This window comes from Candidatus Tumulicola sp. (genome assembly GCA_035601835.1).
Taxonomy (GTDB): Bacteria; Vulcanimicrobiota; Vulcanimicrobiia; order Eremiobacterales; family Eremiobacteraceae; genus DATNNM01.
The window spans coordinates 42,679-66,539 of the sequence record DATNNM010000016.1; the positions used below are offsets into that span (position 1 = coordinate 42,679).

At 63.7% G+C, this 23,861-nt stretch carries 22 protein-coding genes; 17 read left to right on the forward strand and 5 right to left on the reverse strand.

Features of this window, described 5'->3' with window-relative positions; all coding sequences use genetic code 11:
* Nucleotides 1–63 precede the first annotated feature (63 nt).
* Nucleotides 64–600, reverse strand: coding sequence for a hypothetical protein (locus VN934_10660; GenBank protein HXM19251.1), 537 nt, complete (start codon nt 598–600; stop codon nt 64–66).
* 107 nt (nt 601–707) lie between these two features.
* On the opposite strand from VN934_10660, the gene VN934_10665 reads away from it, so the two are divergent.
* The 17 genes from VN934_10665 to VN934_10745 all read left to right on the forward strand — a co-directional run bounded on the left by VN934_10665 (nt 708) and on the right by VN934_10745 (nt 18,960).
* Nucleotides 708–1,088, forward strand: coding sequence for a GntR family transcriptional regulator (locus VN934_10665; GenBank protein ID HXM19252.1), 381 nt, complete (start codon nt 708–710; stop codon nt 1,086–1,088).
* A gap of 60 nt (nt 1,089–1,148) precedes the next feature.
* Nucleotides 1,149–1,853: a hypothetical protein gene (locus tag VN934_10670; GenBank protein HXM19253.1), complete on the forward strand. Its 705-nt coding sequence runs from the start codon at nt 1,149–1,151 to the stop codon at nt 1,851–1,853.
* A gap of 26 nt (nt 1,854–1,879) precedes the next feature.
* The gene (locus tag VN934_10675) at nt 1,880–2,614 is read left to right on the forward strand and encodes a YIP1 family protein (GenBank protein ID HXM19254.1); all 735 of its coding nucleotides are present in this window, start codon (nt 1,880–1,882) and stop codon (nt 2,612–2,614) included.
* A 4-nt stretch (nt 2,615–2,618) separates the two neighbouring features.
* Complete coding sequence (locus VN934_10680) at nt 2,619–3,983, forward strand: TolC family protein (GenBank protein ID HXM19255.1); 1,365 nt, start codon at nt 2,619–2,621, stop codon at nt 3,981–3,983.
* The gene (locus VN934_10685; GenBank protein HXM19256.1) at nt 3,980–5,428 is read left to right on the forward strand and encodes an efflux RND transporter periplasmic adaptor subunit; all 1,449 of its coding nucleotides are present in this window, start codon (nt 3,980–3,982) and stop codon (nt 5,426–5,428) included. The genes VN934_10680 and VN934_10685 overlap by 4 nt, the downstream gene beginning before the upstream one ends.
* 16 nt (nt 5,429–5,444) lie before the next feature.
* Nucleotides 5,445–6,644, forward strand: a complete 1,200-nt coding sequence (locus VN934_10690; protein ID HXM19257.1) for an ABC transporter permease — start codon at nt 5,445–5,447, stop codon at nt 6,642–6,644.
* On the forward strand, nt 6,637–7,845 hold the full coding sequence (locus VN934_10695) for an ABC transporter permease (protein HXM19258.1): 1,209 nt from the start codon (nt 6,637–6,639) through the stop codon (nt 7,843–7,845). The genes VN934_10690 and VN934_10695 overlap by 8 nt, the downstream gene beginning before the upstream one ends.
* Nucleotides 7,838–8,569, forward strand: coding sequence for an ABC transporter ATP-binding protein (locus VN934_10700; protein ID HXM19259.1), 732 nt, complete (start codon nt 7,838–7,840; stop codon nt 8,567–8,569). Before VN934_10695 ends, VN934_10700 begins: the two co-directional genes overlap by 8 nt.
* A 219-nt stretch (nt 8,570–8,788) precedes the next feature.
* Nucleotides 8,789–9,982 carry a trypsin-like peptidase domain-containing protein gene (locus VN934_10705; protein HXM19260.1) on the forward strand — a complete coding sequence of 398 codons (1,194 nt, stop codon included), beginning with the start codon at nt 8,789–8,791 and terminating at the stop codon, nt 9,980–9,982.
* 75 nt (nt 9,983–10,057) lie between these two features.
* The gene (gene dnaK, locus VN934_10710; GenBank protein ID HXM19261.1) at nt 10,058–11,953 is read left to right on the forward strand and encodes a molecular chaperone DnaK; all 1,896 of its coding nucleotides are present in this window, start codon (nt 10,058–10,060) and stop codon (nt 11,951–11,953) included.
* A 42-nt stretch (nt 11,954–11,995) separates the two neighbouring features.
* A complete protein-coding gene (locus VN934_10715) occupies nt 11,996–12,589 on the forward strand; it encodes a nucleotide exchange factor GrpE (GenBank protein HXM19262.1) in 594 nt (197 codons plus the stop codon).
* A gap of 3 nt (nt 12,590–12,592) precedes the next feature.
* A complete protein-coding gene (locus VN934_10720; GenBank protein HXM19263.1) occupies nt 12,593–13,612 on the forward strand; it encodes a DnaJ C-terminal domain-containing protein in 1,020 nt (339 codons plus the stop codon).
* A gap of 20 nt (nt 13,613–13,632) precedes the next feature.
* Nucleotides 13,633–13,902: a MerR family transcriptional regulator gene (locus tag VN934_10725; protein HXM19264.1), complete on the forward strand. Its 270-nt coding sequence runs from the start codon at nt 13,633–13,635 to the stop codon at nt 13,900–13,902.
* A gap of 23 nt (nt 13,903–13,925) precedes the next feature.
* Nucleotides 13,926–14,549, forward strand: coding sequence for a class I SAM-dependent methyltransferase (locus tag VN934_10730; GenBank protein ID HXM19265.1), 624 nt, complete (start codon nt 13,926–13,928; stop codon nt 14,547–14,549).
* A gap of 68 nt (nt 14,550–14,617) precedes the next feature.
* A complete protein-coding gene (locus VN934_10735; GenBank protein HXM19266.1) occupies nt 14,618–15,772 on the forward strand; it encodes an acyl-CoA dehydrogenase family protein in 1,155 nt (384 codons plus the stop codon).
* 7 nt (nt 15,773–15,779) lie between these two features.
* Nucleotides 15,780–18,083, forward strand: a complete 2,304-nt coding sequence (gene metE, locus VN934_10740) for a 5-methyltetrahydropteroyltriglutamate--homocysteine S-methyltransferase (protein HXM19267.1) — start codon at nt 15,780–15,782, stop codon at nt 18,081–18,083.
* Between the two features lie 4 nt (nt 18,084–18,087).
* Nucleotides 18,088–18,960 (forward strand): carotenoid biosynthesis protein, encoded by an 873-nt coding sequence (locus VN934_10745; GenBank protein HXM19268.1) that lies wholly within the window; start codon nt 18,088–18,090, stop codon nt 18,958–18,960.
* A gap of 24 nt (nt 18,961–18,984) precedes the next feature.
* Here VN934_10745 and VN934_10750 read toward each other — a convergent pair whose 3' ends face one another.
* Genes VN934_10750 through VN934_10765 form a run of 4 tightly spaced genes read right to left on the reverse strand, consistent with a single transcriptional unit; the run spans nt 18,985 to nt 23,849 of the window.
* Nucleotides 18,985–19,827, reverse strand: coding sequence for a cyclase family protein (locus tag VN934_10750; protein HXM19269.1), 843 nt, complete (start codon nt 19,825–19,827; stop codon nt 18,985–18,987).
* A 40-nt stretch (nt 19,828–19,867) separates the two neighbouring features.
* Entirely contained in the window at nt 19,868–20,566 is a 699-nt protein-coding gene (locus VN934_10755) for a VIT1/CCC1 transporter family protein (GenBank protein HXM19270.1), read from the reverse strand.
* Nucleotides 20,567–20,589: 23 nt separating this feature from the next.
* Complete coding sequence (locus tag VN934_10760; GenBank protein HXM19271.1) at nt 20,590–21,876, reverse strand: tetratricopeptide repeat protein; 1,287 nt, start codon at nt 21,874–21,876, stop codon at nt 20,590–20,592.
* 35 nt (nt 21,877–21,911) lie between these two features.
* Nucleotides 21,912–23,849 (reverse strand): AMP-binding protein, encoded by a 1,938-nt coding sequence (locus VN934_10765; GenBank protein HXM19272.1) that lies wholly within the window; start codon nt 23,847–23,849, stop codon nt 21,912–21,914.
* Between the last annotated feature and the right edge of the window lie 12 nt (nt 23,850–23,861).

The window sequence follows — 23,861 nt, forward strand, 5'->3', positions numbered from 1 at the left end:
GGCCTGTGCTAACCGGGGCTAAAGCCCCGGCACTACACCCGAACTTCGTTCGGGTCGCTACATCTATAGGCGCTGGGCGGACCAGATGGCGCTGGTCGGTGCGATGGCTTGCGGGCTCGTCAATTCGACCGGGCGTGTTTGCCCAGGACGCAGAGCCGGCAGCACGGTCGAGGCTCGCGCCGTGCCTCCGTCGGCGGCCCGCAACGTCACCGTGAGCAGCATCGTCGCAGTCGCGGCTGACCCGTTCCGCACGCGTGCGCGGACGACGGCGCTGCCGAGAAAATCTATGCTGATCGTCGTCGGACCGACTGCGATGCCGCCGCCCGCATCCACGACCGCCGGATCTGTGAAGAGCAGCGTCTCCGTGCGCGTCTTGGTGAGAAAGGCTATCAATTGGGCCTCGCGCCGCTCGAAGTAGACGATGCGCGCGAGACGCACCGTGCGGCGGCGCAGGGCGCGTTCTTGGATGATTCCGGGATCCTTTGCGGGGCGAGCGCCGTTATACAAACCGGCCGCGTGGTGCCTTTTTTTGGTGTGGTGATGGCGCGCTGGAGCGTAGGTTATCGCGGCGGCGAGCATCGGAGCGGCCAGAAAGATCACGGCTGCTCTTCACGTACCGCGGCGCTCGCGTCTAGGGGATTGACACGAGACGGGCCGATGGCTATTATTGTCCTGGGCAACTAGGACAATAGGACAAGCAAGCTGACGTGCTATTTCGAGTCGATGACGCAAGCCCTATGCCGGTGTACCTGCAGATCAAGGAGCAGGTGCTGCACGCGCTATCGCGCGGGCAGATCAAGGCCGGCGATCAGCTGCCCACCGTGCGCGAAGTAGCCGTCCAATTGACGGTCAACCCGAACACGGTCAACCGCGCGTACGCCGAACTCGAACGCGATGGGCTGCTCACAAGCCGTCGGGGCCGGGGCACCTTCGTGAGCGAGGGCGGCAAACCGGCGGACGTGTCATCCCAGCAAGTGCGCCTCAAGGACATCGCGCGCCGCGCGTTGGGCGAGTCACGCGCCTTCGGTTTCAGCGTCGACGAACTGATCGAGACCGTCGAGCGGGTCGCGCGTCAGGACAAGAATTGAAACATACGCTCGCGCCGGCCGTACGTACCGGCAACGTCCGCTTGGGGGGTGGACAACGTCATGCCTAAACCAAAAATCGCATTGATCATCGTCGCGTTGCTTTCGGCTGCGCCGGCATACGCGGATGCGGCGGCTCCGGTGTCACCTGACGGGGTGTACTCGTACACGCTCAAGCAGAACGGCGGTGTGCTGGGCAACAGCACCGTGACCGTTAGGCGGAGCGCCGACGGCGTGCACTTCCGCGAGTCGCAGACGCTGACCACGCCACTGGGACCAGTGGATGCGCAAGCCGACGAGGCCGTTGACGGCAACAACTACGCACCGCTCACCTGGGTCGCGACGTATACCGCAAGCGGCGCGAGCCATTCGTTTCGCCTCGGGATCTCCGGCTCCAGGGCGATCCAGAACGTCGACGGCGCATCACGCGTACCGCTCGTGCAGCAGCCTGGAACGCAAGGCATCACCATTTTGGATCAGGCTCTCGTCAGCGGATTCATGGTCTTGCCCGCGCAAGTCGCAGCCGGGAAGGCCGGCCTGCTGACCATGCTCGTGCCCAGCGCGAATCTAGCGCTTGCGCTCAGAATCGATGCCGGCGCCGCGCCTGCGAAGCCGGCGAATGCGGCCGCCGGCGACGTCGCGCTCAGCGTGATGTCACCGCTGCCGCTCACCGTCTGGTACGATCCGAAAACGCTCATCGTCGATGTGATCGACGTGCCGTCGCAATCGCTCGTCATCACGTTGACGAAGCGAACCCAAATCTCGTAAGCGCGAACTTCAGGGAAAGGGGATCCATGAGCACCACGCTTGAGACGACTGCCACGCCGCCCGCCGAAAAGGCGAATGGACTTGCCACGTACTTCAACGTGATCTTCTCGCCGGCGGAGGCGTTTGCGCTGCTCGGCCGCGTGCCGATGTGGGGCTGGGCCGCCATCGGCGGCATCGTGCTGACCATGATCGGTCAGGCCATCCTTTGGCAAGCCGTCATGCACATGTCACTTGCTCAGCAAGCGCAGCAGCTCTCGCAGATGCCGGCCGACCAAGCCGCGGCGGCGCGCGAAGCCATAACGAAGATCCCGCACTGGATCTATCCACTCAGCGCAATCGCTGTCGGGGGTCTGATCGGCCCCTGGGTCGTGTGGCTGGTCGGGGCGCTCGTGTACCTGATCGCGGCCGCCCTCAGCGGCGGCGAGGCGCGCTTCAAACTGGCGTGGGTGACGGCCGTGAACCTCTACATCATCGGGGCGGTCGGCAGCATCATCGCCGGCGTGATCGTCGCGCTGCGCGGCGGAGAAAACGTGAACTCCGCGATCGACCTATTCGCGCTGCCGTCACTCGCCATGTTCGTGCACGGCTCGCCGAAACTCGCCGGGTTCTTGTACTCCTTCAACATCGTCAACATCTGGTTGTATGTCGTGGCCGTGATCGCGCTGCAACACACCGTGAAGATGGGCCGCGGCGCGGCCATCGCGACCGTTGTGGTGCTCGCCCTCATCGGCGCCGGCATCGCCGCGGCGTTCTCCAAGTAGCGCCATGAGGAACATCTTCGTTGCGGTGCTCGCCGCGGGCGTGCTCGCGGCCCCGCTCGCGGGCCGGTGCGCGGCGCCGGCGCCCTCGCCGATGAGCTTGCAGCAAGCGATCGACTACGCGCTGGCGCACAATTCGTCCGTGCTTGCGGCGCAAGCCGCCGCCGATTCGGCCGGCGCGGTGTTCGCGCGCGATCGCGCGCTGACGCTGCCGACCGTCAACGGGGAGCTGGCTTCGACGCTCAACAAGCAGAGCGGCAATGCCGGCTCGTTCGCCCAGATCGGCCTCACGCCCAGCCAGACATTCTCGCAGAACACGGCGGCGCTGCGCGGCAATTACAATGCCGTGAACGTCGGCGCGCTGTTGACCGCTCGCCAAGACAAGCACAGCTACGACGCCGCAGCGGACAAGCTCCACTTGGCGCGCGAGCAGACCACGCTCGACGTCGAAACTTCGTACTACACGCTGATCGAGGATGCGCAGCTCGCGGATATCGCCAAAGGCGATGCGGCGTACAACAAAGCGCTGCTCGACGCCGCGGCGGTCAACTTCAAGGCGGGCAAGGTCGCCGGCATCGATCAGCTCAAGGCCGAAGTGCAATTCAACACGAGTCTCGAGCACCTCGCCTCGGCGCAGGCCGACCTCGAAGACGCTCGCGAAAACCTCGCGCAGACCGTGGGCGCGCCGGTCGAGCAGCAGTTCGCGGTCCTGCCGTCCATACCGGCGCCGCCGGCGCCGAACCTCGACACGACCGCGCTCGACGCGATCGCGCTTGCGAATCGGCCGGAAGTGGCGATCGCGCAGGCCCTGCTTGATAACGCGAAGCTCGCGCCCGGTCTTGTTGAGGCGCCCAACCTTCCTATCGTGACGCTCGACGGGCAATGGGGCAATCAGGTCTCGCCGACCGCGAATGCTACGCTGTTCAACGCGTGCTTGGCGCACGGTCTACCGGCGTCGGCGTGCGGCCCACCCGGTTCGCACTTCTACACGATCGGCATCATCTCGACGTGGTCGGTGCCGCTCCTTGATTGGGGCGCGCGCAGGGCCGGTCATCGGAGCGCGAACACCGGCATCTCGTCAGAGGCCGGCGCTCTGGATGCCGCCCGGCGTCAAGCGCTCATCGACGTCGATCAAGCCGCGCGCCGCGTCAAGGTGAATCAGCAAAACCTGCAGCTCGCGCTCAGCAATGTGAAGGTCGCCAAACAGACCGCAGACATCTCAAGAGTCCAGTATGAGGTCGGCATCATCAGCGAACTCGACGCCACCAACGCCCAACAAACCTACCTGCAGGCCGCCAAAGACCTGCTCGCCGCGCAAGTGGGTTACGTGCTCTCTCTTGAAAAACTCAAACTCGCCACGGGAACGCTATGAAGAAGCTTTGGAAGAACAAGGTCTGGCGCGCCGTCCTCATCATCGGCGCCGTGCTGCTCATCATCGGCATAGGCTTCGCCGCGCATCACGGCGCGGATCCGATCGAAGCCAACGTCGTGACGGTCAAACCAAAGACGCTGACGGTGAAGCTGCCGGAAAACGGCATCTTGTCGCTGCCGCAGACGGCCAGCATCGCGGCGCAAGCGACCGGCAACGTCCTGCGCGTGTACGCGCGCGAGGGTCAAAGAGTCCAGCGGGGCGAGCTGCTGATGAAGCTCGACGATCGCCTTTTGGTCACCCAAGTGGCGACCGACCAGGCGGCGGTCGCGCAGGCGCAAGCCGGTCTGACGTCCGCGCAAGCGCGGCTGCAAGCGGACATCAACGCTAAGAAGGAGGGCCAGATCTCGGGCGGCCTCGGCGCGTCGTCGATCGGTCTCTCCGGCGCCTCGCAATTGGTGCAGGCGGAACAGACGCTGAACAACGCGCGGCGAGCGACGAATACGGCCAAAGAGGTCTACGACGCCGACCAGGCGCTTTATAAGATCAACGGCCTGCCGCGCCAGCAGCTGGATCGCGACAAGGCCGCATATGACGAGGCTGTTGCGAATCTGTCGGCGGCGCAGCGCCAGTACGATCTGCTCAAGCAGCAATTGCACGAGACCGGAGGCCAGTTGGACACGCAGATCGAGGCGGATCGCGCCGCCGTCGCAAGCGCTCAAGCGCAGGTCTTTTCAGCGGCCACCGGCGAGCAGTACCACGCGCAGCAGCTTGCCGACACCGAGGTGCGCGCACCGTTTGACGGAGTGATCCAAACCGTGGGAACGACGCCGTCGGCCCTGGCCAGCGGCCCGACCTCCCTGTCGGTCGGCGACTCGATCACGCCCGGGCAAGCGCTGTTCACCATCGCCGGCGCGGGACCGATGGTCGTGAAGGCGCAAGTGGACGAACAGGACATCATCAACGTCAAGATCGGCCAGCATGTCATCATCAGCGGCGAGGATTTCCCCGGCCGCTCGCTATCGGGAACGGTCGCGCGCATCGCAGCGGTCGTCGTGCAGCAGAACACCGCCGGCACCAGCGCGAAAAACGTTGAAACCACGATCTCGTTGGACAAGACCTACCCGTTCCTGCGCGCCGGCATGTCGTGCGACGTCGACATCATCACCGGGAAGGCGTCGCACGCGCTGGTCGTGCCGCTTTCGGCGGTGTTCGATGACGCCGGCAAGCATTACGTCTACGTGGTGAAAGACAAAAAGGCGCACAAGGTCGAGGTCAGCAAGGGACTCGCCAGCGATACCGAGGTCGTCATCACGAGGGGGCTCGCCGAAAAGGACGTCGTCGCCAGCAGCAACATCAAGCAGCTCAAGGAAGGCGCTCCCATGAAGACCACGGAGGCCACGCCGGCGCCGAACGCCAGCGGGAGCCCATCGGCGAGCGGCGGATAGCGTTGAGGCTTTCCGCGTGAAGATCTGGGAGTTCTTCGCCTCGGCGCTGGACACGCTGTGGGCCAACAAGATGCGTTCAGCGCTGACCATGATCGGCATCGTCATCGGCACGGCTGCGGTCATCTCGATCTTCGCGCTCGGTCAGAGCGCCGCCACCTCCATCGCTGCGTCGCTCGGCACGTTTGGGGATCAAGGCATCTTCTTCTTCCCCGACGCCGGGTCGCGGCGCATCCGCGCGGCGCAGATCCAGTGGCGGGATGTCGCGATCCTTCGCGACGGCTGCTCGCGCTGTTTCAGAGTTTTCCCGATCTACGATCAGTATTTCTCAGTGCGGCTCGGGCACACCAAAGAAGTCGTCGAACTGGCGTCGGATTCCGACTACGTGGTGGATAAACTGCCGATGGCTGAAGGGCAGCGATTCACCGCGGACGACGTCGCCGCCGCCAAGCCTATCTGCAACATCTTGTGGGTGACGAAGAAGAAATTCTTCGGCGACGGCCCCGCCCTGGGAAAGTATATCCGGGTCGCGGGTCGGCGCTTCTTGGTGACGGGCGTGTACGCTGACGTCAGCCTGGGTATCTTCAATGGGGTCGCAGGCGGCGACAACACCGTGTTCATTCCGTACACGACCTTCCACCATCTGCCCACCGCGAACATCTTGGGATTGCAGGTCTTCCGCTCTGCTGACTCCAGCGCTGCGCAGACCATCGACGAAGTGCAGGCGCAGCTCGCGCGCATCCACGGACCGCGCGCCAAATACGAGGCGCAAGATTTCTCGCAGCAGGCCGGCGTGTTCCTCAGCGTCATAGCGTACGTGGCGGTCGGTATCTCCGCCATCGGCGGCATCGCGCTGGTCGTCGGCGGCATCGGCGTGATGAACATCATGTTAGTCTCGGTCATCGAGCGCACGCGCGAGATCGGCATCCGCAAGGCTATCGGCGCGTCGCGCCGCGACATCTTGGCGCAGTTCCTGATGGAGGCCATCGCCATCACGCTGATAGGAGGCATGATCGGCACGGCTTTGGGTGTGGGCGCGGCTTTGGCGGCAAATTCTTTCATCACGACTGCGGTCGCGGGTCAATCGGCGTCCATCAACTGGTTCTCGATCCTCGCCACCGCGGTCGGCTTCTCCGTGGCCATCGGGCTCTTCTTCGGCACCTATCCGGCGGCGCGCGCCGCCGCGCTCTCGCCGATCGAATGTCTGCGCCATGAATAAAGTTCTCGAGTTCCTCGCGCAGGCGCTGGAAGTCATCTGGAACAACCGGCTGCGCTCCCTGCTCACGATGTTGGGGCTCATCATCGGCGTCGGTTCGGTCATCGCCATCTTGGCGGTCGGTGATTCGACGACGAAGTCGGTCCAGCACATCTTGTCGCCGTACTCGCAGTCCTCTGCGCTCGTGCTGCCCAAGCAGAATCAGCCGGACCCGCAAAACGCCGCCATCCGCTATGACGACGTGAAGCGCGTAGCGCGCCTCGTGCCCGACGCCGTGGCGGTCCTGCCGGTCATGGCCACCTCTATGGACACGCGTGTGAACCACACCGTCAAGACCATCCGCGTGGTCACGGCGGGCCCGGGCACCGGCTTCGACACCACGCCGCTCTCGGAAGGACGGCTGTTCACCAGCCTCGACATCGACGCGCACAGGCGCGTCTGCATCCTGTCTTCGCAAGCACGCAAGGAGCTTTTTCCGGGTGAGGCGTCTGCGGTGGGCAGAGCCGTGCGGCTCAACGGCAGCGACTACATGGTGGTCGGCGTGCAGGCGGACCCGCTCAACGCCGGCCTGCTCGGCGGCAACAACGGTCTGATCACGATCTCAATCCCATACTCGCTGATCCCGGCGCTCGGCTTCACGTACGTGTTCGGCATCTCGGTGGTCGCGTCCGATCCGGCGAACGTCGCGCGGGTCGGCAACCTGGCGATAGAGGCGCTGAAGAAGATCCACGGTCAACGCGCGCAGTATCAGGAGCGCGACATCAAGAGCCTCAACGACGGCATCCAAAAGGTGTTCGCCATCCTCACCGGCGTGATCGGCGTCGTCGCGGGCATCTCGCTGATCGTCGGCGGTGTCGGCATCATGAACATCATGCTCGTCTCGGTGACGGAGCGGACGCGCGAGATCGGCATCCGCAAGGCGATCGGGGCCACGCGCAGCGACATCTTGGTGCAGTTCCTCACCGAAGCCGTGCTGATGTGCTGCATCGGCGGACTGATCGGACTCGTATCGGGGGTCGGCTTGGCCGAACTTGTCATCCACACGCTGATCTCGAAGCTGACGCCGGATATCGTAAACTTCGCGTGGCCGCCGATCATCGCCGTGTCGCTGATCTTCTCGTTCGGCGTGGCCATCGTGTTCGGCACCTACCCCGCCGTGCGGGCTTCTTACCTCAACCCGATCGAGTGTTTGCGCTATGAGTGAAACGTTGACCGAAGCCCGGCCCAAGACGAACTTAGTCGTCGAGATCGAGCAGATGACCAAGACCTACATGATCGGCGACATCAAGGTGCCGGCGTTGCGGGGCGTTTCGTTTTCGGTCGTCTCCGGCGAATACGTGGCGATCATGGGGCCGTCGGGCTCGGGTAAGTCGACGCTCATGAATCTCATCGGCTGCTTGGACAAACCGACCACGGGTCTGTATCGGCTCGACGGCGTTGACGTCGCCGCGCTTGCCGATCAAGAATTGGCAGCTGTGCGCCTGAAGAAACTGGGCTTCGTGTTCCAAGGTTATAATCTGTTGGCGCGCACCTCGGCGCTGCGCAACGTCGCGCTGCCCCTGTTCTATCGCGGCGATCGGGATCGCGAAGAGCGCGCCTCTGCGGTTTTGGAGAAGGTCGGGCTGGGCGACCGGCTCTACCATCGTCCCAATGAATTGTCGGGCGGCCAGCAGCAGCGCGTGGCCATCGCGCGCGCCCTGGTGAACGACCCGGCCCTCGTGCTCGCGGATGAGCCGACCGGCAACCTCGACTCGGTGACGGCCGAGAGCATCATGGGTCTGTTCCAGCAACTCAACGACGAAGGCCATACCATCATCATGGTCACGCACGACGAGGACATCGCGGATCATGCGAAGCGCATCATCCGCCTGCGCGACGGGCTGATCGTGGCGGACGAGCTGGTCGCAAACCGCACGCTCAAGCGATAAAACGCCCGCGTTCTTGACGGTTAGCACTCTCAATGTTATAGTGCTAACGAAAGCTGATCTGCGTTACCGGACCTCGGAACGGGACAATGAGCCCGGTTTCCGGCGGGAACTTCTGCCCCCAAACCAGGGTAGTTTGAAATGGTCCAGGCTCTGGGGCGGCGCGGACCGCTTAACTCTCTTTTGCGACCGCGGGGCACGGTTTAGGAGTCTGATTTTCCAATGAACACATCCATACGAACGACGCTGGCCATGCTGCTCGTCGGCATCCTTGGGGTGCTGGTGGGGGCGGCGATCATCGTCAATTGGCAAGGCAGCCACTCGCAGGTGGCGGTCTCGCCCACCGGCGTCACCGCCGCGTTCGCGAGCTCGATCTCCAGCAACGGAGACGACCTCGAGCAGCGCATCATCGCAGCCGTCAAACGAGCTGAGCCTTCGGTCGTCCTCATCAAGTCGACCATCAAAGGTCAACAAGTCAACCCCTTTAACGATTTCTTCGGTCCCGCGGTCCCGGGTCAGGGCGGCGATCAGGCACAGCCGTTCATCGCCAAAGCATCCGGTTCAGGCTTCATCGTCAAGCGCGAGGGCGACACGGCATACGTAGCCACCAACGCGCACGTCGTGTACAACGCCGACAAGATCGAAGTATGGCTGTCGACCGGCAAGAAGGTCGACGCCGAAAAAGTCGGTTCGGATCTGCGCACGGACCTCGCGGTGCTGCGCATCCACGGCGCCAACCTGCCGGCAGCGCTGCCCGTCGGTGACTCCAACGCGCTGCAGCAAGGTCAATTCGTCCTTGCCATCGGCGAGCCGGAATCGTTCCAGAACTCGGTGAGCTTGGGAATCGTGTCGGCGCTCCATCGCACGGACATCGTCGCGGGCGACATGAACTACGGCATTCCGCCCATCCGCTATGCGGATCTCATGCAGACCACCGCGCCCATCAACCCGGGCAACTCCGGTGGTCCGCTGGTCACCGTGAGCGGTCAAGTCGTGGGCATTGCCGCGGTCGTCGATCCGCGCGCTCAGAACATCGGCTTCGCGATCCCGATCACCCTCGCGCAGCCCATTCTGGCGCAGCTCGAGACCAACCACTACATCAGTCACCCGTACATCGGCATCGTCATGTCGGCCGTGAACGACCGCATGGCGAACTATCTCGGCTACACCAGCAAGCAGGGCGTCGTCATCACCAACGTGGTCAATGGCAGTCCGGCCGACCAGGTGGGCTTGCAGCAAGGCGACGTGATCGTCGAGCTCAACCACACCAAGGTCAAAGACCCGACGGACATCTCGAACACCGTCTCCAAGCTGAAGATCGGAGACAAGGTGTCATTGCTCGTCTGGCGCAAGGGAAGCCTGACGCCGTACAACGTAACGCTCGCGCAGATGCCGGAGCAGCTGCCACAGGGATGACGAACCGGGGCTAAAGCCCCGGCACTACATATTCGGCATTACATATTCGGGAAATATTCGGAAGGAACCAAGAACATGGCTAAAGTCGTAGGCATCGACCTCGGCACGACCAATTCGGTCGTGGCCTACATGGAGGGTACGACGCCCACGGTCATCACCAACGCGGAAGGCAGTCGCCTGACGCCGTCGGTCGTCAGTTTCACCAAAACCGGCGAGCGGCTGGTCGGTCAATTGGCCAAGCGCCAGTCGATCACCAATCCGGACCGGACCATCTCGTCCATCAAGCGCAAGATGGGTTCGGATTTCAAAGTGACGATCGACGGCAAGTCGTATACGCCGCAAGAGATCTCCGCGATGATCTTGCAAAAACTGGTCAACGACGCCAGCACCTACTTGGGTGAGAAGGTGACCAAGGCGGTAATCACCGTGCCGGCTTACTTCAACGACGCGCAGCGCCAAGCGACCAAAGACGCCGGGCGCATCGCCGGGCTCGAAGTGCTTCGCATCATCAACGAGCCGACGGCTGCTGCGTTGGCGTACGGCCTCGACAAGAAGGGCAACGAGACCATCTTGGTATGGGACCTCGGTGGCGGCACATTCGACGTCTCGGTCCTCGAGGTCGGTGACGGCGTGTTCGAAGTCAAGTCGACGAACGGCGACACGATGCTGGGCGGCGACGACTACGACAAGCGCATCGTCGACTGGCTCGTGGCCGAGTTCAAGAAAGACCAAGGCATCGATCTTTCGAGCGATCGGCAAGCGATGCAACGATTGACCGAAGCCGCGGAAAAAGCGAAGGTCGAGCTGTCGTCGCTGGTGGAGACGCAGATATCGCTGCCGTTCATCACCGCGGACCAGAGCGGTCCGAAGTTCCTCGATTACAAACTGACCCGCGCGAAGTTCGAGCAGTTGACTGCGGATCTCACTGAACGCACGCGCAAACCCTTCGAGAATGCGATCGCGGATGCGAAGCTGACCGTGGACCAGCTCAACGAAGTGGTGCTGGTCGGCGGCGCGACCCGCATGCCCATCATCCAGGAACTCGTCAAGTCGCTCACCCACAAGGATCCGCACCAAGGCGTCAATCCCGACGAAGTGGTCGCCATCGGCGCAGCCATCCAGGCAGGCGTCCTGTCCGGCGAAGTGCGCGACGTGGTGCTGCTCGACGTCACGCCGTTGTCCATGGGACTCGAGACGCTGGGCGGCGTGATGACGAAGCTCATCGAGCGCAACACGACGATCCCGACGCGCAAGTCGCAGACGTTCACGACCGCCGATGACGGCCAAACTTCGGTGGACATCCACGTGCTCCAAGGAGAACGCGAGATGGCCTCCGACAACAAGACCCTCGGCCACTTCCGGCTCGAAGGCCTCCCGCCGGCGCCGCGCGGCGTGCCGCAGATCGAAGTCACCTTCGATATCGACGCGAACGGCATCACGCACGTGAATGCGAAGGACATGGGCACGGGCAAGGAACAGCGCATCACCATCACGGCGTCGAGCAACCTCTCGAAGGAGGAAGTCGACCGCATGGTGAGCGACGCGTCGTCGCACGCCGACGAGGACCGCCGTAAGAAGGAAGAGGCGGAGGCGCGCAACCGCGCGGACAGCCTGGCCTATGCCGCTGAGAAAACGCTCAAGGAGATCGGCGACAAAGTGCCCGACACCGAAAAAGCGGACGTGCAGAAAGCGCTCGACAACGTGCGCTCGCTGCTCAAATCCGGCTCAGCCGACGAGATCAAGCGCGCGGCGGACGCGCTCCAGGAAGCCTCATACAAACTCGCCCAACTGGTCTATCAGAAGACCGGTCAAGCCGCGGGCGCTGCGACGGGCGATGGCGCAGCCGGCAACGGCGCAGCGGCGGGCGCCGGAGAAGGCGCTGCTGCGGGCACCGAGGGCGGCACGGGGGCTTCGGCCGGCGCGGGCACCCCGCAGGGGGACGTCATCGACGCTGAGTTCAAAGAGCACTGAAGAAGGAAGCAGCGGGATCTGACGATTCCGCTCCACGAGAAGATGCCTGAACTCAACCCGACCGACGAGTTCGACTCGTTATCGACGGGACCGCTCCCAGGCGTGGACGCAGAAGCGACGGACGGCCCCGGCCGTCCGTCTGCGTCACTGCGCGACAGCCTCGACCAGGTCCACGCGCAGCTTGCAGCCGCCAAGGCCGAAGCCGAAGAGCAGCACAACCTGTATTTGCGAGCGCTTGCCGATCTGGACAACTTCCGCAAACGCTCTGAGCGGCTCACGCGCGAGCGCGCCGACGAGGGCAAGCGCGACGTGCTGCGGCGGCTGCTCCCCGTGCTCGACAACATGCAGCGCGCCGCCGAGTATCGGCGCAAAGATACGCCCGCGGAGCAACTGGTTGACGGCGTGCTCGCAACCGTGCGGCAGTTCCAATCCGCGCTCGAGGCAGAGAACGTGCGCCCGATCGACACGCTCGGCAAGCCCTTCGACCCGCTCGTGGCGGAAGCCGTGGCGACGCAGCCGGCTGCTGACGGGACGCCTGAAGGAACGGTGGTAGCAGAGGCGCGCCCGGGTTACATGCTCGGCGATGAGGTGCTGAGGCCGGCCCAAGTCGTCGTCGCCCGCGAAGAAGCCAAATGATATATGCCGCTGCAATACAAGGACTACTACAAGACCCTAGGCGTGCCGAAGACCGCCACGACCAAAGAGGTCAAATCGGCTTATCGCAAGCTTGCGCGGCAATGGCATCCGGACGTCAATCCCTCGCGCAAAAAAGAGTCCGAAGAGAAATTCAAGGAGATCTCTGAGGCCAACGAGGTTCTGTCCGACCCGGAGAAGCGCAAGAAGTACGACACGCTCGGGTCTGATTGGCAGCAGCGCGCGCAGAACCAGGGATCCCGCTACGAGAACTTCGGCGGCGATGGGGTCCAGTTCGATTTCCAAGACCTCGGCGAGAACGGCTTCTCCGACTTTTTCCAGACTTTTTTCAGCGACCTCGGGCGCTCGGGTCCGGGGCCAGGGCGCGCCTCGCGCTCGCGCCGCGGCATGCGCGGCAGCGATCTGGAATCCGGCATCGAGCTGTCGCTGCGCGATGCGTACTCGGGCGGCTCGCGTTCGTTCTCGTTTCAAACACAAGCCCGCTGCCCGCGCTGCGGCGGAACCGGCTCGGACAACGGCAAGCTATGCCATGCATGCCGCGGCACCGGCACGATCACGACGCAGAAAACGCTCGAGGTCACGATCCCTGCCGGTGTGCGCGATGGGCAGCGCATCCGCCTCGCCGGACAGGGCGGTCCGGGCATCGGCGGCGGCGCGAACGGCGATCTGTATCTCGTGGTGAAGCTCGCTCGCGATCCGCTCTTCGAGCGGCGCGGCGACGATGTGTATATCGAGCAGCCGGTGAGCATCTACACGCTCGTGCTCGGGGGCGAGATCACGGTGCCGACCTTGACCGGACATGTGGACGTCAAAATACCGGCTGGCTCGCAGTCCGGCCGCGTGTTGCGCTTGACCGGTAAGGGTATGCCCAAACTGGGCGCCTCGGAGAAAGGCGATCTCTACGTGAAGCTGGTCGGCCAAGTCCCGACCAACCTGAGCGAAAAGGAACACGAACTCTTCAAGCAGTTGGCGGAGCTGGCGAAGAAAGGAAGCAGCGGGACTTAAGAATCCCGCTCCACAAACGAATGGACACCGACACGCGAGAAGCATTGTACGCGATCACGGCGGTCGCCGCGCAATTCGACGTCGAGCCCGAGACGCTCGTGCGCTACGAGCGCGCGGGCTTGCTGCGCCCGACGCTCGTCAACGAGGTGCGCTTCTATTCCACAGGCGACATCGAGCGGCTCACGACGATCCGGCGCTTGACGGATATCTGCGGGATCAATCTCGCCGGCGTCGACGTCGTGTTGCGTTTGCTTGAGGAGATCCGCACGCTGCAAGGACAGCTCGACTAACGCTCGCACGAGCATGGCTGCGGGTGCGCTATGCCGAGAGTTGGCCCTGGATCGGGCTCTCGGACAGCGTTCAGGGCTGGCTCCACCTCGATGAAGCGCACCAGCTCTTCCTGCTCGCCAAGGAAAGCACGCCCGAGCGCGATGCGCGAGTCGTCGAATTAGGCTCTTGGAAAGGCAAGAGCTCGTTGATGCTTGCCGGCGGACTGGCCGGCAAGGCGAATCCGCGCTTGTATTGCATCGATCCGTTCGCTCCGGCTCCGACGGATTACCAGGGTCAGATCACCGAGGCGCTCCGCAGTGATGAGACGGGACGACGCTTGGAGATCTTCGAGCGCAACGTGAAGCAGGCCGGATTGAGCCATATCGTCGAGCCCGTGCAGGGATACTCGTTCGATGTCGCGCCTCGTTGGTCTGCGCCGGTCGACCTGCTCTTCATCGATGCTCACCACGCGTACGAGGCGGTGCACCGGGACTTCGTGCTCTGGACGCCTTTTGTCAAACCCGGAGGCATCGTCGCGCTGCACGACGCGAACGACTCGTGGCCCGGCCCTACCAGAGTCGCGCTGGAGGAGCTGACCCCTCCGGAGTACGGCCCGGTTCGGTACGTGAAATCGCTTGCATGGGCGGTCCGCAGCCTGTCTCTTTAGCGCCAGGGCGGGTCTGCCATCGGCCCGAAACATTTGTGACCCAACCAGAACTTGGAGGCTCACCGCATATGCTCGCACCGGAACGCACCGCCGAGATGCTCGAAGCCGAGCAGATGATCCTGGATACCGTGCGCAAGCTCGTCCGCGAGAAGGTCGAGCCGCGCGCGATGCAGATCGACGCCACCGGCGAGTATCCCAAAGACCTACGCGACCTGTTCGCCAAAAACGATTTGCTCGGCATCCCTTTCCCCGAGGAATACGGCGGGCTCGGCAGCTTCCTGACCTACGTCAAGGTCGTCGAAGAGATCTCCAAGGCATGCGCGTCGTCGGCGCTGATCGTCGCGGTGCAAGAGCTGGGGGCGCTCCCCATCATGATCTCCGGCACCGAGGCGCAGAAGAAAAAGTACCTGCCCAAGCTGGCGACGGGCGAATTGATGACCTCCTACGCGCTGACCGAGCCGACCTCGGGTTCGGACGCATCCAACATGCGTACCAGCGCGGTGCGCGACGGCGACCACTACGTGCTCAACGGCACCAAGGTGTTCATCACCAACGTGTCGGTGGCCGACATCTGCATCGTTTTCGCGATGACCGACAAGGAGCAGGGCTCCAAGGGCATTTCTGCATTCATCTGCCACACCGACGACCCGGGCTTCAAGCTCGGCAAGGTCGAGCACAAGATGGGCATCCGCGGGTCACCGACCAACGAGGTCGTGCTCGAGAATTGCCGCGTCCCCGCCGATCGCTTGTTGGGCGCCGAAGGAGAAGGCTTCAAAATAGCGATGCGCACCTTGGATAAATCGCGACCCGGCGTTGCGGCCCAAGCGCTCGGCATCGCCCAAGGCGCGCTGGACTTCGCCGCCAAGTACATCAAGGAGCGCGTGGCGTTCGGCAAGCCTCTTTCCAAACAGCAAGGTCTGCAGTGGATGATCGCCGACATGGATCTGGAGACGCAAGCGGCGCGCTTGTTGCTGTACGAAGCGGCGCGTAAGTGCGACGAGAGCGCGCCCGACGTCACCTATTGGGGCGCGCTGTGCAAGCTCAAATGCGGCGACGTGGCGATGAGCGTGACCACCGATGCGGTGCAACTGGTCGGCGGCTACGGCTATATGACCGAATACCCGGTCGAACGCATGATGCGCGACGCCAAGATCACGCAGATCTATGAAGGCACGCAGCAGATCCAGCGCATCGTCATCGGGCGCCACATCCTCGGTAAGTAGTCGAAAAATGGCGTTAGCACATAGTTTGGGTTTTCCCCGAATTGGGCCCAAGCGCGAACTCAAACGCGCGCTTGAGGGTTTTTGGTCCGGACAAACCGATGCGGCAGCGCTCGTCGAGACCGGCCGCGCGTTGCGCGCGCAGAACTGGAAGGTGCAGCGCGACGCCGGCATGGACCTCGTGCCGGTGGGCGATTTTTCTTTTTATGACCACGTGCTCGACACGACGGCCATGCTCGGCGCGGTGCCGGCGCGCTACGGTTGGCGCGGCGGACCAGTCGACCTCTCGACCTACTTCGCGATGGCGCGCGGCACGTCGAGCCAGCCGGCGATGGAGATGACCAAATGGTTCGACACGAACTATCACTACATCGTTCCCGAGTTCACGCCGGAGACGACGTTCGCGTTTTCAAGCTCTAAGATCGTGGACGAAACGCGCGAGGCGCTCGCGCTCGGCATGCCCGCCAAGCCGGTGCTGCTCGGTCCGTTCACGTACTGGCGCCTCGGCAAATGGCGCGTTCACGACGGCGCCAACCACTCGCATCGCGCACCGCTGGAATTGATCGAGCGCATGCTCCCGGTGTATGCGCAGGTGCTCGACGACTTGCAACGCCTAGGCGCTTCGTGGGTGCAGATCGACGAGCCGGCGCTGGCGCTCGACCTGGAACCCGAGTGGATCTTGGCGGTCCAAAGCGCCTATGCGGCTTTGGCACGAGGCGGCCGGCCGAAAATCCTGCTCGCCACGTATTTCGATTCGGTGGAGCAGGTGGCGCTGGAACTTGAAGCGCTGCCGGTGGAAGGCGTACATCTCGATATCGTCCGGGCGCCGAAACAGCTCGATGCGTTTCTGAAGTTGGCGCTGGAAGACGAAGTGCTCTCGCTGGGCATCGTGGATGGCCGCAACATCTGGCGCACCGACCTTGATGCAGCGCTGCACGCGCTCTTGCCGGCTGCCTCGCAGCTCGGCGATCGCTTGTGGATCGCGCCCTCCTGCAGCCTGCTGCATTCGCCCATCGACTTGGCGTTGGAGACCAAGCTTGATGAAGAGCTGAAATCATGGATGGCGTTCTCGGTGCAGAAGCTGCACGAGATCGCGCTGCTCAAAGGCGCGCTGCTCAGCCGCAAAGGCCACGAGCACGAACCGCTCGCGCCCTCTCGTTCCGCCGGTGCTGCGCGGCGCTCGTCTTCGCGCATCCACAACCCGGCGGTGAAAAAGCGTGTCGCTTCGCTCGACACTGCCGACGCCGTGCGCCAGAGCCTGTACCCAGAACGACGAGCCGTGCAGCACGACCGGCTCGACCTGCCGATGTTCCCGACCACGACGATCGGCAGCTTCCCGCAGACCGGTGCGATCCGCGAGGCGCGGGCGAAGTTCAAAAAGGGCGAGATCGACGCCGCCGCTTATGAAGGCTTTATCAAGGCTGAGATCCAGCACGCGCTGCGCGAGCAAGAACGCATCGGCCTCGACGTGCTCGTCCACGGCGAGGCTGAGCGCAACGACATGGTCGAGTATTTCGGCGAGCGTCTGTCGGGCTTCGCGTTCACCCAAAACGGCTGGGTGCAAAGCTACGGATCGCGCTACGTGAAACCGCCCGTCATCTTCGGCGATGTCTTCCGGCCGGCGCCGATGACGGTGGACTGGATACGCTACGCGCAATCGCTGACCCCAAAGCCGGTGAAGGGCATGCTCACCGGTCCCGTCACGATCTTGCAGTGGTCGTTCGTGCGCGATGACCAGCCGCACTCGCAAACCGCGCTTCAGATCGCGCTGGCCATCCGCGATGAAGTAGCCGATCTCGAAAGCGCGGGCATCAAGGCGATCCAAATCGACGAACCGGCCATGCGCGAGGGTCTGCCTCTCAAGCGCCGGGATTGGAACGCCTATCTGCAGTGGGCCGTGCTGGCATTTCGCGTCGCGTCCTCCGGCGTGGCCGACCATACCCAGATCCACACGCATATGTGCTATGCGGAATTCAACGAGATATTGCCGTCGATCGCCGAAATGGACGCCGACGTGATCACGATCGAGTCGTCGCGCTCCGACATGGAGATCCTGGAGGCGTTCCGGACGTTCAAGTACCCCAACGAAGTCGGCCCCGGCGTGTACGACATCCATTCGCCGCGTATCCCCAGCGCCGACGAGATGGCTGCGCTGCTTGAAAAAGCCGTGCAGGCGCTCGCGCCGGATCAACTCTGGGTCAATCCTGATTGCGGCTTGAAGACGCGGCGCTGGGAAGAGGTGCTTCCGGCGCTGACCAATATGGTGGCGGCGGCCAAGCGCCTGCGCGAGCAATACACCAAGACGCCCGCTTGACGGCATGAGCGGATCTCGCGAGCGCGCGCTCGCGCTCTGGGCGATCGCGGCGCTCCTCGCCGCGTTCACGTTCCTGACGAGTTTGCTGCCGCATCTCGTCGCCCCCGGGCCAAATGGCATCATCACGACGATCTTGCTGGTCGCCTTTGCCCTCGTGCATGGCGCCGCGTACTACGGCGGCAAGGGCATCGCGGTGTTCGTCGTCGTGTGTCTGGTCGTGAGCAATATCGCCGAGAACCTCAGCATCGTGACGGGCTTTCCGTTCGGTCATTACCACTACACCGGCGTGCTTGGGCCAAAGATCTTCCTCGTGCCGATCACCATCGGCGGCGCCTACTTCGGCGCCGGTTATTTGTCATGGACGCTCGCGCTGGTGTTGCTTGGCCGGATCGGTCAGCCGATCGACGCGTTTGCGCGCTGGGCCCTGCCGGTCGTCGCGTCCTTCTTGATGGCGAGCTGGGATTTCATGTTCGACCCGGCGACGTCGACCGCCAATAAGGGATGGATCTGGGAGAACGGCGGCGGCTATTTCGGCGTGCCGTTTGAGAACTATGCGGGCTGGCTCTTAACGGTCTTCATCTTCTACGCGATTTTCGCGGGTTATCTCGCAGCGAGGCCCGCGAGCGCCGCCGCTTCGCAAGGCGTGCGGTCAGCAGCGGCTTTTTGGGCGCCCGCGATCGTCATGTACGCGCTGCTCGGCGTGCGCTATGTCGTGACCTATTTCGTGCCGGCAGAGAACGCCCGGTTTGTCGACGCCACGGGCCACGTGTGGATGTCGCACGACATCTATCAGACAGCCGCCCTCGCCGCGATCTTCACGATTCTCGCGTTCTCCGCTCTCGCGGCGCTGCGATTGACCGACGAAGCCAAGCGGTAGATCCGGTCCCCGGCCGCGGACTCCCTACGGAAGGATTGCGATCACGCGAGCCGGGAAACCGGAGCCGCCGGCCGGCTTCGGAAACGTGACGATCGCGATTGCGCCGCTCTCGGGCACTTTATCGAGGTTCGCCAGTAATTCGATCTGATAGTGGTCGTGATGTAGGATCCAGCTCTCGAGAGAATAGTCTTCCTTCGACGTCGCGATGCCGGGGTCGGTGTCGGTCGTTTCGTGGCCTGAGGCGGTGATGTGCCGCGTCTCGTAGAGGTACTCGAGCGCGGGTAGGCTCCAGCCCGGGTAGTGCGAGATCCCCTTGGAGTCCTTATTGGCCATGGCGGCGTTGCCGCCCGACCAACGCTTCGACCAGTCGGTCCGCATCGCGACGAAAGCGTGCTGCGGGACGGAGCCGTGCCTGGTCTCCCACGCCTTGACGTCGTCGACCGAAAGGACGTAGTCGGGATCGCGCGCGACCTTCTCGTGTACGTCGAGGACGACGAAAGGCATCACCATTTCCTTCGGGTCAATCTTGTCGACGGTGCGGCCGCCCTCGACGAAGTGCGCGGGCGGATCGACGTGCGTGCCCCACTGGCCGACGTGACAGAATTGTTGTGCGAAGAATCCGGATCCGCGCGTTCCGGGCTTCGGGTCGTACCAATACAGCGTCCGAACGGTCTCTTTGTCGAAGCCCTTCCAATGTGGCGTGTCGGGAGAGAAACTGTGCGTGAGATCGACGAACTGCTTGCTCGCGATCGTGGCATACGCTTCCGCCAGCGACTGGGCTTGCGGTTTCGCTTCGCGCACGCTTGCTACGAATACGAGCGTCGAGATGGCCACGATGGTGGAGATTGCAGCGAGCCTCGTGATCATGTGTGGTTGCTCCTTATCGACTCAGGGCGGGTTAGCCGGGCTAGCCGGAGATCAGGCGCGCCAAACCAAAGGCCGCCGCGGCGGCTAGGCCGCCCACGAACAGCGTCTGTAACCCCGAAAGGACCACATTCTGGCCGGTAAAACGACCCTTGAAGAATCCGAAAATGAACAACGCAGCGCCGGTCACGCCGATGGAGCACAGCAGCGCCGGCGCCAACGAAGGGAAGATGAAATAAGGTAACAGCGGGATGAGACCGCCGGCCACGTACGACAGGCCGATCGTCGTCGAGCTGGAAAGCGCGCGACCCGCTGCGGGCTTTTCCAATCCGAGTTCAAAACGCATCATGAAGTCGACCCAGGCCTCCGGGTTGGCTTGCATCACGGCGATGATGGGAGCGGTGTGAGCCTTGCTCAGACCGTACGAGGCGAAGATGCCTTCGGTTTCTTCGACCTCCGCTTGCGTCTTGGTCTTGACTTCCTCTCGCTCGCGCTGCTGCTCGCTCGCGTAATGATCGACGTCGCTGCGCGCGGCCAGAAACCCGCCGAGACCCATGGCGATCGCGCCCGCGGCGATCTCGGCCAAGCCCGCGATCACCACTACGTGCGTCGAGTTCACCGCCCCCGATAGACCTGCGGTGAGCGCGAAGGGAACCGTCAACCCGTCCGACATGCCGATCACGATGTCGCGGATGGTATCGCTGGCGGTGAAATGATGTTCGAGATGCGGCGTCTGCGGCATGCGCTTCCCCCTTATGCCAGAGCCTAGTGCGTGAGTTTCAAGAGTTGCGACGTCGCCGCGCGCAGCGTCTGCCGGTCGCCGGATTTCGCAGATAGCGCGACGGCGGTCCGGACGTCGCCCACGGCTCCGCTTGAGTCGCCGAGCCGCGACCGGACGAGTCCCCGAGTGAGAAAGGCGATGGCGTCGTTTGGCGCCATGCTGACCGCCTTGTTGAGGTCCGTCAGCGCGCCGGTGTAATCGCGCATGGCGAAGCGCGTGATGCCGCGGTGCCGATAGTACTCTTCTACTTTCGGGTTGAGCGCGATGGCTGCCGTGAAGTCGGCAAGGGCGCCCGGCGCGTCGTTCAGTTTCGCCTTCGCGGCGCCCCGCCCGTCGTGCGCGCGCGAACTATTGGGATAGAGCGCGACCGCAGCGCCATAATCGGTGATCGCTCCGCGGTAGTCGGCGAGGTGAAAGCGGGCGAGGCCTCGGTTGACCACGGCGAAAAAATCTCGTGGATCAAGCGCGATGGCGGTGTCGAAGTCCGCGGCGGCTCGCTTGTAATCGCCCAGCGCCTCGAACGCCGACCCTCGCGCGGAGATGGCGGCTTCGTCGCCTGGACTGGCTCGAAGAGTTTTGTCGAGTTCGGTGATTGCCGTTTTGAAGTCGCCCTTGGCGATGAGCAGCGTCGCGCGGAATCGATGCGCCTCGGCAGATTCGGGATTCGCGCGCAGCGCTGCGTCGATGTCGGCGAGAGCGCCCGGCATGTCGCGCAGCGCCCGCTTCGCGACCGCCCGGTTGAGGTAGTTGCGCGCGTCCTGGTCGTTGAGCGCGATCGCTTTGGTGAAATCGTCGATCGCGCCTTTGTAATCCTTGAGCCAGCCGCGCGCTATGCCGCGGCTGGTGAAGTACGTCGAATTCTGCGGTTGCAGTTCGATGGCTTTGCTGAGGTCTTGCACGGCGGCGCTGTGCCGGCCGGCTTCGTCGCGGATGCGGCCTCGGTCGGCCCACGCCTCATCGTAATCGGGCTTCAACGCGATTGCCTGGCTATATGCGTCGATGGCGCCGGGCTTGTCGCCCAAATAGTAGCGGCAACTCGCCAGGACGAAATTGGCGGTCGGCGCGTTGACGCTGTGCGGATCCATCGCGATGCCGCGCTCGAGCGCCTTCACAGCCTCCGCGCAGTTGCCCGCGTTCGCTTTGTCGATGCCGTCGCGGAGAATCTCGATCGCTTGCGAAGCCGCGGGCGTCAACGAGCTTGAGGACGAGGGGGTTGGTGATGGCGCCGGGGTGGGCGGAGCACTGGTGAGAGCCAGACTAAAGTCTGGCATACCACAAACCAATAAAAAACAGACCAAGACGTGCTTCATCGGGCGGCGTCGATCGCTTCCAGTGCGGCGGGGTTTTCCAGCGCTGAAAGATCCCCCAGACTCTCCGCTTTGAGATAACGCGCACGCGCGACGCGGCGCATCATCTTGGCGTTGCGCGTGCGCGGCAGATCGTCGACGAATTGGATGCGCTTGGGCGCCAAGGCTTTGCCGAGCGTCGTGCTCACGAGTTTGGTGAGTTCATCGCGCAAAGCTTCGCTTTCCACCGTGCCCGGGCGCACGATCACCAGACAGACCACCGCCTCACCCTTGAGTTCGTCCGGCACGGATATCGCCGCCGCCTCGCGCACACCGCGGTGCGACACCAGCGCGCTTTCGTACTCGGCGGGGCCCACACGCTTGCCGGCGACGTTGATCGTGTCGTCGGACCTGCCGTGGATATACCAATAGCCCTCGGCATCGACGCTCGCCCAATCGCCATGAACCCATACGTTCGGGAAACGCGACCAATACGTGTTGAGATAGCGCTCGTCGTCATGCCAGAAACCCATCGTCATGCCGGGCCACGGCTGGCGCACCACGAGCTCGCCGACGTGCCCGTCGCGCAGCGACCGGCCCTGTTCGTCGACCACATCGGCGTCCATGCCGGCGACCGGCCCATGAAAGCTGCACGCCGTCAACGGCTTGATCGGATAGCAGCCCAGAATGCCGCCGCTGATCTCCGTGCCGCCCGAATAGTTGATGATGGGCACCTGCCCGCCGCCAACGACGCTCGCGAACCACTTATACGGTTCGGGATTCCACGCTTCGCCGGACGAGCCCAGAATCCGCAGATTTGAAAGGTCGTGTTTGCGCGGCAGGTCATCGCCGTGCACCATCAGCGATCGGATCGCCGTCGGCGCGATGCCCAGATGCGTGACCTTGTGGCGCGCCACCACTTCCCACAGTCGGTCGGGCTTCGGGTAGTCGGGCGTGCCCTCGTAGAGCATGATGCTCGCGCCCAACCCCAGCGCGCCGAGCACCAGAAACGGGCCCATCATCCAACCCATGTCGGTGAACCACAACATGCGATCGCCCGGCTTGACGTCGAAGCACAGGTATTGGTCGATCTGGACTTTCACCGGAAACGTGGCGTGGCCGTGTACCGCGCCCTTCGGCTTGCCGGTCGAACCGGAGGTGTACAAAAGCAGATACGGTTCGTCCGAAGCTGTCTGCTCGGCCGGCATGAAATCGTCCTCGAGCGCCACTTCGGCCGCCCAGTCGAGATCGCGGCCCGTGGTCCACGGGACTTCATCACCCGTGCGCCGGTATACCAACACCTTTTTTACGCTGGGGACCTGGCGCAGCGCCTCATCGGCGGTCGTCTTCATGATGACGTTCTTGCCGCGCCGCGGCGCGCCGTCGACCGTCAACAGCATCGCAGCGTTGGCGTCGGCTAAGCGCGTGGCCAGCGCGGGCGCGCCGTATCCGGAAAATGCGGGCGCTGCGATGGCGCCGATGCGCCCGAGCGCCAGCAAAGCGATCGCCGTCTCGGGCAAGAGCGGCATGTAGATGCCGACGACGTCGCCTCGCTTCGTCCCAAGCCTGCGCAAAGCTGCGCTGAGCTTGCACACTTCCGCGAGCAGGTGGTCGAACGTGAACTGCCGCACCGCCCCGTCTTCGCCTTCCCACACCAGCGCGGTTTCGCCGCCGCGGCCCGCCTGGATCCACTTATCAAGGCAGTTGTACGTCGCGTTGTAGCGGCCGTTCACGAACCAGCGCGCGAACGGCGCGCCCTTGGAGAGATCGAGCGTCGTCTCGTAAGGCGCGAACCACGCGAGCCCCATCGCGGAGACAAGTTCGTGATAGAAGCGCGCGATGTCCGCGCGCGCGTAGTCGAAGAGCTTTTCGAGCGATGCGCAGCCGACGCGCTTCATGAACGCGGTCACGTTGGCGCGCTCGATGCATTCGGGGCTAGGAGTCCAGACGCGTTCCACGGGCGGCCGGTT